Source organism: Actinomycetota bacterium (assembly GCA_035759705.1).
Classification (GTDB): domain Bacteria; phylum Actinomycetota; class CADDZG01; order JAHWKV01; family JAHWKV01; genus JAJCYE01.
On sequence record DASTUJ010000211.1, the window covers coordinates 1 to 8,626 of the forward strand.

Consider the following 8,626-nt stretch of genomic DNA (forward strand, 5'->3'; position numbering starts at 1 on the left):
GCAGCTGTTCGATTCCAGGGTCGGCCGCCTCTCGCCGGACGAGTACAAAGAGTTCGCACTCCCCTACTCCGCCCGCATCTTCGAAGGCACCGCCGGACTGGGGGTGCCCCGGATCCACTTCGGAACCGGCACGAAGGACCTGCTCGAGCTGATGGCTGCGCCGGACCCGGAGGTGGTCGGGATCGACGCCGCTGTGCCGCTCGACGAGGCGTGGGACCGGGTCGGCCACGACAAGGCGGTCCAGGGCAACCTCGACTCGAAGCTGCTGCTAGGCGACCCCGAGACCATGGTCAAGGAGGCCAAAGCGGTCCTCCAGAGGGCCGCCGGACGGCCGGGCCACGTCTTCAACCTGGGCCACGGAGTGCTGCCCGACACGCCGCTCGACAACCTCAAGCTCCTGGTCGACACCGTGCACGGGTACTCCGTATGAGCCGCACCGCCGTCCTGCTGATGGCCTACGGGAGCCCCCGGACCCCGGACGAGGTGGAGCCCTACTTCACCGACATCCGCGGCGGCCGGCCACCGTCGCCGCAGGTGCTGAAGGTACTGGCCGACCGGTACGCCCGCATCGGCGGCAAGTCGCCCCTCAACGAGATCACCCAGGAGCAGGCGGAGTCGCTGGAGGAGTTGCTGGAGCACGAAAACGCCGGCAGCTACGCGGTGTTCACAGGGATGAAGCACTGGCACCCGTTCGTCGCCGACACCGTCGCCAAGATCGCCGAGGCCGGCATCGAAAAGGTCATCGCCCTGGTGCTGGCCCCCCACTTCTCGAAAAAGAGCATCGGGGAGTACGAGGCCCGGATCCTGAAGGCCCGGGAGGCCACCGGCGCCAACTTCGAGCTCACGATGGTGAAGTCCTGGTACGACGAGCCGGCGTTCGTCGACCTGGTCGCCGCCAACCTCACCGAGACGCTGGACGGCTGGAACGCCGCCGACCCCGGCACCTGCGTTTTTTTCACCGCCCACAGCATCCCGGCCCGGATCGTCGCCGAGGGCGACCCCTACGCCGACCAGCTGGCCGACTCGGCCAAGGTCTTCGCCGACGCCGCCGGCATCGCCAACTACACCACCAGCTGGCAGTCCGAGAGCACCACGGGAGAGCCGTGGCTGGGCCCCGACATCCTGAACCGCCTGGAGACCTTCGCCCAGGAGGGCGGAAAGCGGGCGCTGATTGCCCCGGTCGGGTTCGTGGCCGACCACCTGGAGGTGCTGTTCGACGTGGACGTCGAGTGCGTGGAAAAAGCACAGGAGCTGGGCATCGAGCTGCGCCGCATCCCCTCCCCCAACGCCGACCGGCGGTTCATCCGGGCGCTGGCCGACATCGTTTCGCGGTACTCTGACCAGTCATGATTGTTGCCCTCAGCGCAGGTAGGAACGCACCGGCCGAGCTTCGCGACCGCCTGGCACTCACCGAGGACGGCCAGCGGGAGCTGCTTAGCGGCCCCCGGCCGGGCATCGGCGAGCTCATCGTCCTCTCCACCTGCCACCGCACCGAGATCTACGCCACCGGCGACGGGCTGGAAGCGGACGTGGTCCACGCAGTCGCCGCGATCATGCCCGGGCTGCTCCCGACCGACCAGCACGACGTGAGCTTCATGCAGGGCGCCGAAGCGATCGAGCACCTGTTCAGCGTCGCCTGCGGGCTGGACTCGCTGGTGGTCGGCGAGCCGCAGGTGCTCGGCCAGGTCCGGCGGGCGTTGACCCTGGCGCAGGAGGCCGGCTCCACCGGTCCGATCCTCACCAACCTTTTCGGCCGGGCCATCCGCCTGGGCCGCCAGGTCCGCAACGAGACCCCGCTCGGCCGCCTGGCCCGCTCCATCGGGGACTTCGCCGCCGACTACCTGAACACCCGCTTCGAGCGGCCCTCCGACCGCCGGGTGCTGATCGTCGGCGCGGGCGAGATCGCCCGGGACGCCGCCTTCGGATGCCGCAAGAGCGGCGCCACCCTGACCGTCGTCAGCCGGACCCGGGAGTCGGCCGAGCAGCTGGCCGACGAGGTCGGCGCCGTCGCCCACACGCTCGACGACATCCGGTCCCTCCTGACCGAAACCGACGTGGCGATAGTGGCCCTGGCCGGCGACTTCAAGATCACCATGGACGACCTGCCGGCCAACCCGAGGTCGCACCTGCTGCTGCTCGACCTGTCCGTCCCCCGGGTGGTCGACGCGATCAGCCACGACATGATCGAGGTCCTGGACCTGGACGAGCTTCCCGGACCCCGGGGACCGGAGATCACCGACGCCATGATCGACGCCGAGTCGATGGTGAAAAAGGAGGTCGCCGACCTGATGCACTGGGCCGACACCCGGGCATCCGGTCCGACCATCAAGGAACTCCACGACTTCGCCGAGCAGATCGTGCGGGACGAGGTGCGCCGGGCGATGGGCGGTCTGGGGCTGAACCCCGATCAGGAGGCCAAGGTCTCGGCGGTCGGCCAGCGGATCGCGAACAAGCTGCTCCACGGGCCCACGGTTGAGCTCCGCCGGTGCAACGAGGCCGACCGGGCCACCATCCGGAGGATCTTCCACCTCCCGGGCGACTGATGCCCGTACTTCGCATCGGCACCCGGGGCAGCCGGCTCGCCCTGATCCAGGCCCGCTGGGTGGCCGATCAGCTGCAGGCCCTATCCCCCGACCTCGAGGCCGTCCTCGAGGTCATCGACTCCAAGCCGGTCCTCAAGCCCAGCAACCCGAACCTCGGCGACGGGATCTTCGTCAAGGAGATCCAAAACGCCCTCCTGGACGGAAAGGTCGACGTCGGGGTTCACTCCCTGAAGGACCTGCCGACTGCGCCGGTCGAGGGCCTTACGGTGGCGGCGATCCCGATGCGGGCCGACGCCCGCGAGGCTTTGGTTGGAAGCACGCTGGACGCTCTGCCGCGGGAGGCCCGGGTCGGCACGTCGAGCCCCCGGCGGACGGCCCAGCTGCGCCATCTACGGCCGGACCTGCAGGTGATCCCGCTCCACGGCAACATTCCGACCCGCATCGAAAAGGTCGCCCGGGGCGACTACGACGCCGCCATGCTCGCCGCCGCCGGTCTCCCGCGGCTGGGCATCACACCCGACTACGTCATCCCCATCCACCTGGCACTGCCGGCGCCGGGCCAGGGCGCGCTGGCCATCGAGGTCCGCTCCGACGCCCCGCTGGTCGCCGAGCTGGTCGGTCAGATGCACCACCAGGCCACCGCCGACGAGGTCGAGGCGGAACGGGCGGTCCTGAGCAGCCTCGGCGGGGGGTGCATGCTGCCGGTGTCGGCCTACGGGCTGTCCGACGCCGAGGTCCTGGTCATCGAGGCCCGGGTCATCTCGTCCGACGGCGGCGTCGAGATCAAGCACATCGCCCGGGGGCCGGCGGCCGACCGCCTGAGGCTGGCCGAGGAGGTCGCCCGCAACCTCATCGAGCAGGGCGCACGGGAGATGCTGGGACTGGACGGTTGAACGGTCCCCTGGACGGTGTCCGGGTGCTGGTCCTGCGGCCCGAACACCAGGCGGGTGAGCTGGCCGGCAAGCTGGAGGCCGAAGGCGCCACCGCAGTGGTGGTTCCGGCCATCCGGATCGTGCCGCCTGCCAGCTGGACCAAAGCGGACGAGGCGATCACCCGGGCCCCCAACTTCGACTGGGTGGTGTTCACCAGCGTGAACGGCGTCGAGAGCGTGATGGCCCGCATGGAGGAGACCGGTTCGGACGTCCAGACGCTCCCCGAACGGGTCGGCGCCATCGGCCCCGGCACGAAGCGGGCGCTGGAGGCCCACGGGGTGCCGGTGGAGTGGATGCCGACTTCGTACACCTCGGTCAAGGTCGCCGAGGAGCTGCCCGACCCGCCGGCCAGCGTGCTGCTGATCCGGGCCGACATCGCAACCAAGGAGCTGGACGAGGCCCTGGAGGCCCGGGGCTTCGAGGTGACCCGGATCGACGCCTACGGCACCGAGGTCTGCAACACCGATCTTGTCCACAAGGCCCTGGCTGAGGTGGACGCTGTAGCGCTAACCAGCGCCTCGATCGCCAGGAGCTTCGCACAGGCCTGCGGCGGCCGGAAGCCGGGGCCCGAGCTCGTGATCTGCAGCATCGGCCCGGCAACCAGCGCCGAAATCCGCCGGCAGGGCCTGGAGGTCACGGTAGAGGCGGCCGACCACGACATCCCGGGTCTCATCGAGGCGTTGAAGGACTACCTAGCCGTGGGTCGCTGAGCGCACGTCCTTCACGAACCGCAGGAACTTGAGCCGGTACTCGCACTCCGGGCAGTAGTTGTCGGCCCGGATCGCCGGCGCATTGATCTCCCGCACGATCTCCATGTTCTCGAAGCCGTAGCTGACATCGGGCGGGACGCCGAGGAAGTTGGGGTCGAGCGACCCGAAGTCGAGCATGCAGCCGGTGCAGAGGATCAGCTCCCGGCCGCCGAGGACCCTCACCAGGTGGTAGGTCTGGTTCTTCGCGCCGAAGCGGTCCAGCGAGTCGGGGTCGCCCCCGCACTGTTCGCACGGCGCAACGTTGCGGACCTCCATGGAGGCCGAGCACAAAGGACAGTCTTCGTTGCCCATCTGCGGTCCACCTCCGCAAACTCCGGTTGAATCGATGGTGCGCTTCGGAGACCGACGGTGTCAAGATCGGACGGGTTACTCCCCTTCGGGAACCAGCTCCAGCTCTTCACGGGCAAAGTCGGCGAACCAGACGGTGCCCATGTCGTTGGACTTCTCCACGCTGACCTTGGTGTCGGGCGCCGGGTACTCGTAGATGACCTTGGCGACCTCCCCGATCTGGGGGTCCTCCACCAGTCCCATGGTGCCTGCGACCTCACGGTTGGGATTCAGCAACTGCACGATCTTCACATCTCGATTTAGCCAGGATTCACTCATGGGCCTAGCCTAATGCGTCGCCCGGCTTATGGGGTTCGGGCGGCTTGGGCGCCGCAGGCGCCGGCCCGAGCTTCGGGTCGGGAAGGGGCTGCACGTCGTCCTCGTGCTGCGAGCCGCGCTGGCCGAAGTAGAAGCCGGTGATCGACGCGAACACGCTCAGCAGCGAGGTGACGATCGTCTTGCGCAGGTCGGCGGCCCCTTCGATGTTGAAGAAGGTCAGGCCGAGCTGCGAGACGGCGATGACCGTCAACACCGTGAACGCAAACAGGCTGCGGGTCAGCCCCGGCACCCCCCGGGGAGGCTTCGAGATCTGCGGGAGGAGGAGCCGGAGCTCGGCAAGACTGGGCTCGTCGCCCGCCTTCTCGAGGTACTTGGCGGCCAGCGACTCCCACGCCACGACCTGACGCTTGTAGGACTTGCGCATGTCGTAGAGCATCGGGATGAACCAGACCGCGCCCACGCCGATCGAGCCGAGGATGACCAGGACCATTGCGTTGCCCGGGGTCAGGTCGACGAGCTTCACGCCGGTGGTCTCGTCGGATTCGGTCTCCTGTGCCAGCGCCGTGGCCGGAATCACGACCCACTGGAGCAGAAGGACGGCAGCGAAAAACAGCTGGAATGCGAGGATTCTACGAACGGGTGGAACTACACCTTCAGCTCGGCTGCGCATGGGTTCTCCTCCGGGTTGGGGTCACCGCGAAATCTATCTGGCGGGTCGGCCGGCCACAAAGATTTCCTTGTAGCGGAATCGCCACTCTAGGCGTTGACTAGTCCGGCGATCTGACAGATCATGAGCTGGTCGCAACCATGCCAAGGGGGGTTCTGGTGAAGTCAGTTAGTTCTGTGTTCGGGGGCCGCAAGAGCATCGTTCTTCTGGTGCTGATCGTTTTGCTGGCCGTGACGGTCCCGGCGACCGCCGCCTCAGCGGCGCCGGCCTGGGCGCCGGCGGCCAGTGCGCCGATCCATCCCGGGGTCATGGTGACCACCGGCCCGGGCGCGTGCACCTCGAACTTCGTGTTTTACGACAACAGCCACGTCTACCTCGGACAGGCTGCACACTGCTCGACCACCGGGGCGGCCACCGATGTGAACGGCTGCACGGCGCCGTCGCTGCCTCTGGGAACCCCGGTGACGGTCAACGGAGCAACCAAACCCGGAACCCTGGTCTACAACTCCTGGCTGACGATGCAATCCCTGGGCGAGCCCCATTTCGACACCTGCATGTACAACGACCTGGCTTTGATCCGTCTCGATCCGGCGGACTTCGGCCGCGTGAACCCGTCGATCCCCCACTGGGGCGGACCCAACGGCATCAACACCACCGGGTCGCCGGTGAATGAGTATGTATACAGCTACGGGAACTCGCCGCTGCGCCTTGGACTGGAGTTGCTTGCGCCGAAGCTCGGATTCAGCCAGGGCGACCGGGGCGCCGGCTGGAGCCACACGGCCCTGGTGCTCACGCCGGGCATCCCGGGCGACTCGGGCAGCGCCTTCCTCGACCGGTCAGGCAAAGCCCTGGGGGTACTGAGCACGGTGGAGGTCGCAGTCCCCGGCGGCCTGACCAACGGCGTGGGCGACATCGGCAGGGAGCTCAGCTACATGAAGGCCAACGTGCCGGAGCTGTCCGGCGTCCAGCTTGCGAAGGGGACGGTTCCGTTCAACGCCAACCAGCTGCCCCTGGGCCCGCTGCCGCTTATTGGTGGCCTGCTGGGGCCGCTGGGTTTGTAGCTCAAGAGGCCAAGCCGAGAAGAGCCGGGCGACTTCGATTTACACTGGATTAGGTTCCGGCCTAACTTCCCCGCTATTTCAAGGAGTCCCCTTAAAGCTATGGGTCAGACGCTGTCGCAGAAAGTCTGGGAACGCCACGTGGTTCACCGCGCCCCCGGCGAACCGGATCTGCTCTACATCGACCTGCATCTGGTGCACGAGGTCACGTCCCCCCAGGCGTTCGACGGGCTCCGCCTGGCCGGCCGCAAGGTCCGCCGCCCCGACCTGACCATCGCCACGATGGACCACAACGTCCCTACAATCGGGATCAACAAGCCGGTCGCCGACCCGATCTCCGCCAAGCAGATCGAGGCCCTGCGCCGCAACTGCGAGGAGTTCGGGGTCAAGCTGCTGCCCATGGGCCACCCGGGCCAGGGAATCGTTCACGTGATCGGCCCCGAGATGGGGCTGACCCAACCCGGGATCACCATCGTCTGCGGCGACAGCCACACCTCCACCCACGGCGCCTTCGGGGCGCTGGCCTTCGGCATCGGCACCAGCGAGGTCGAACACGTGCTGGCCACCCAGACCCTGTCGCAGATCACGCCGGCCACCATGGCGGTCACCGTCGAGGGCGCCCTGCCCGAGGGCCTGTCCAGCAAGGACGTGATCCTGGGGATCATCGCCCACATCGGCACCGGCGGAGGCGCCGGGGCGATCATCGAGTACCGGGGCGAGGCGATCCGGCAACTGTCGATGGAGGGCCGGATGACGGTTTGCAACATGTCGATCGAGGGCGGGGCCCGGGCCGGCATGATCGCCCCCGATGACACCACCTACGCCTACCTGGAGGGCCGCAAGTACGCCCCCAAGGGAGCGGACTGGGAGCGGGCGCTGGAGGACTGGCGCACGCTGCGGACCGACGACGACGCCGTCTTCGACCGGGAGATCGTCATCGACGCCGCCAACCTGCGCCGCTACGTCTCCTGGGGCACGAACCCGGCGCAGACGGTGGGCATCGAAGGCAAGGTCCCCGACCCCGAGGACTACACCGACCCCTCCCTGAAGGAAGCCGCCCGCCGGGCGCTGGACTACATGGCTTTGACGCCGGGCACCGCGATGCGGGACATCCCCGTCGACGCAGTCTTCATCGGCTCCTGCACCAACGCCCGGCTGGAGGACCTTCGGGCCGCAGCCGAGGTGGTCGCCGGGCACCGGGTCCGTGAGGGGATGCGGGCGATGGTCGTGCCGGGATCGATGAAGGTCAAAGCCGACGCCGAAGCCGAAGGCCTGGACCGCATCTTTGTCGACGCCGGATTCGAGTGGCGCGAGGGCGCCGGGTGCTCGATGTGCCTGGGCATGAACCCGGACCAGCTCGGCCCCGGCCAGCGCTGTGCCTCGACCTCCAACCGCAACTTCGAAGGGCGCCAGGGCAAGGGCGGCCGCACCCACCTGGTCTCGCCCGCCGTGGCGGCGGCGACGGCGATTGCCGGTCACTTCGCCTCCCCCACCGACCTCAACGGGCGCTAGCGTGGAACCGGTTACCCAGGTCGTCGGCACCGGCGTCCCGCTCAAGCGCAGCGACGTCGACACCGACCAGATCATCCCCGCCGTGTGGCTGAAGCGGGTCGAGCGCACGGGGTTCGGCAACGGCCTGTTCTCGGCCTGGCGGGAGGACCCCGACTTCGTCCTGAACCGCCCGGAGTACAAGCAGGGCTCGATCCTGCTCGCCGGGCCGAACTTCGGCTGCGGGTCGTCCAGGGAGCACGCAGTGTGGGCGCTGGAGGAGTCGGGCTTCTACGCCGTGATCTCGTCCGGCTTCGCCGACATCTTCCGGGCCAACTCCCTCAAGAACGGCCTGCTGCCGGTCCAGATCCCGGAGGAGACGGTCAAGGCGATCACCGACCTGGTCGAGAAGGACCCGTCGACCGAGATCGTCATCGACGTGGACAAGCGCACGGTCTCCGTGGCGTCTGCGGGCATCGAAACCGGCTTTCCCCTGGATGACTTCGCCCGCTACCGACTGATGAACGGCCTGGACGACATAGGCCTGACCATGCAGCTTCAG

Annotated in this window: 11 protein-coding genes; 8 read left to right on the forward strand and 3 right to left on the reverse strand. The window is 68.1% G+C overall.

What is annotated here, in order from left to right:
- The 5 genes from VFV09_14845 to VFV09_14865 all read left to right on the forward strand — a co-directional run.
- On the forward strand, positions 1–430 hold a 430-nt coding region (locus VFV09_14845; protein ID HEU4868989.1), incomplete at its 5' end, for a uroporphyrinogen decarboxylase family protein.
- Entirely contained in the window at positions 427–1,350 is a 924-nt protein-coding gene (gene hemH, locus VFV09_14850) for a ferrochelatase (GenBank protein HEU4868990.1), read from the forward strand. The genes VFV09_14845 and hemH, both read left to right, overlap by 4 nt.
- On the forward strand, positions 1,347–2,543 hold the full coding sequence (gene hemA, locus VFV09_14855) for a glutamyl-tRNA reductase (protein ID HEU4868991.1): 1,197 nt from the start codon (positions 1,347–1,349) through the stop codon (positions 2,541–2,543). Before hemH ends, hemA begins: the two co-directional genes overlap by 4 nt.
- Positions 2,543–3,436, forward strand: a complete 894-nt coding sequence (gene hemC / locus VFV09_14860; GenBank protein ID HEU4868992.1) for a hydroxymethylbilane synthase — start codon at positions 2,543–2,545, stop codon at positions 3,434–3,436. The genes hemA and hemC overlap by 1 nt, the downstream gene beginning before the upstream one ends.
- Positions 3,433–4,185 carry a uroporphyrinogen-III synthase gene (locus VFV09_14865; protein HEU4868993.1) on the forward strand — a complete coding sequence of 251 codons (753 nt, stop codon included), beginning with the start codon at positions 3,433–3,435 and terminating at the stop codon, positions 4,183–4,185. Before hemC ends, VFV09_14865 begins: the two co-directional genes overlap by 4 nt.
- Here VFV09_14865 and VFV09_14870 read toward each other — a convergent pair.
- The 3 genes from VFV09_14870 to VFV09_14880 all read right to left on the reverse strand — a co-directional run bounded on the left by VFV09_14870 (position 4,168) and on the right by VFV09_14880 (position 5,521).
- On the reverse strand, positions 4,168–4,536 hold the full coding sequence (locus VFV09_14870; GenBank protein HEU4868994.1) for a hypothetical protein: 369 nt from the start codon (positions 4,534–4,536) through the stop codon (positions 4,168–4,170). The two genes, VFV09_14865 and VFV09_14870, sit on opposite strands and share 18 nt — an antisense overlap.
- 75 nt (positions 4,537–4,611) lie before the next feature.
- On the reverse strand, positions 4,612–4,851 hold the full coding sequence (locus tag VFV09_14875; GenBank protein ID HEU4868995.1) for a hypothetical protein: 240 nt from the start codon (positions 4,849–4,851) through the stop codon (positions 4,612–4,614).
- Between the two features lie 4 nt (positions 4,852–4,855).
- Positions 4,856–5,521 carry a hypothetical protein gene (locus VFV09_14880; GenBank protein ID HEU4868996.1) on the reverse strand — a complete coding sequence of 222 codons (666 nt, stop codon included), beginning with the start codon at positions 5,519–5,521 and terminating at the stop codon, positions 4,856–4,858.
- A 155-nt stretch (positions 5,522–5,676) separates the two neighbouring features.
- Here VFV09_14880 and VFV09_14885 point away from each other — a divergent pair, with 155 nt between their 5' ends.
- The 3 genes from VFV09_14885 to leuD form a co-directional block, all read left to right on the forward strand.
- The gene (locus VFV09_14885) at positions 5,677–6,579 is read left to right on the forward strand and encodes a serine protease (GenBank protein ID HEU4868997.1); all 903 of its coding nucleotides are present in this window, start codon (positions 5,677–5,679) and stop codon (positions 6,577–6,579) included.
- Positions 6,580–6,678: 99 nt separating this feature from the next.
- A complete protein-coding gene (gene leuC / locus VFV09_14890; protein HEU4868998.1) occupies positions 6,679–8,088 on the forward strand; it encodes a 3-isopropylmalate dehydratase large subunit in 1,410 nt (469 codons plus the stop codon).
- Position 8,089: 1 nt separating this feature from the next.
- On the forward strand, positions 8,090–8,626 hold a 537-nt coding region (leuD, locus tag VFV09_14895), incomplete at its 3' end, for a 3-isopropylmalate dehydratase small subunit (protein ID HEU4868999.1).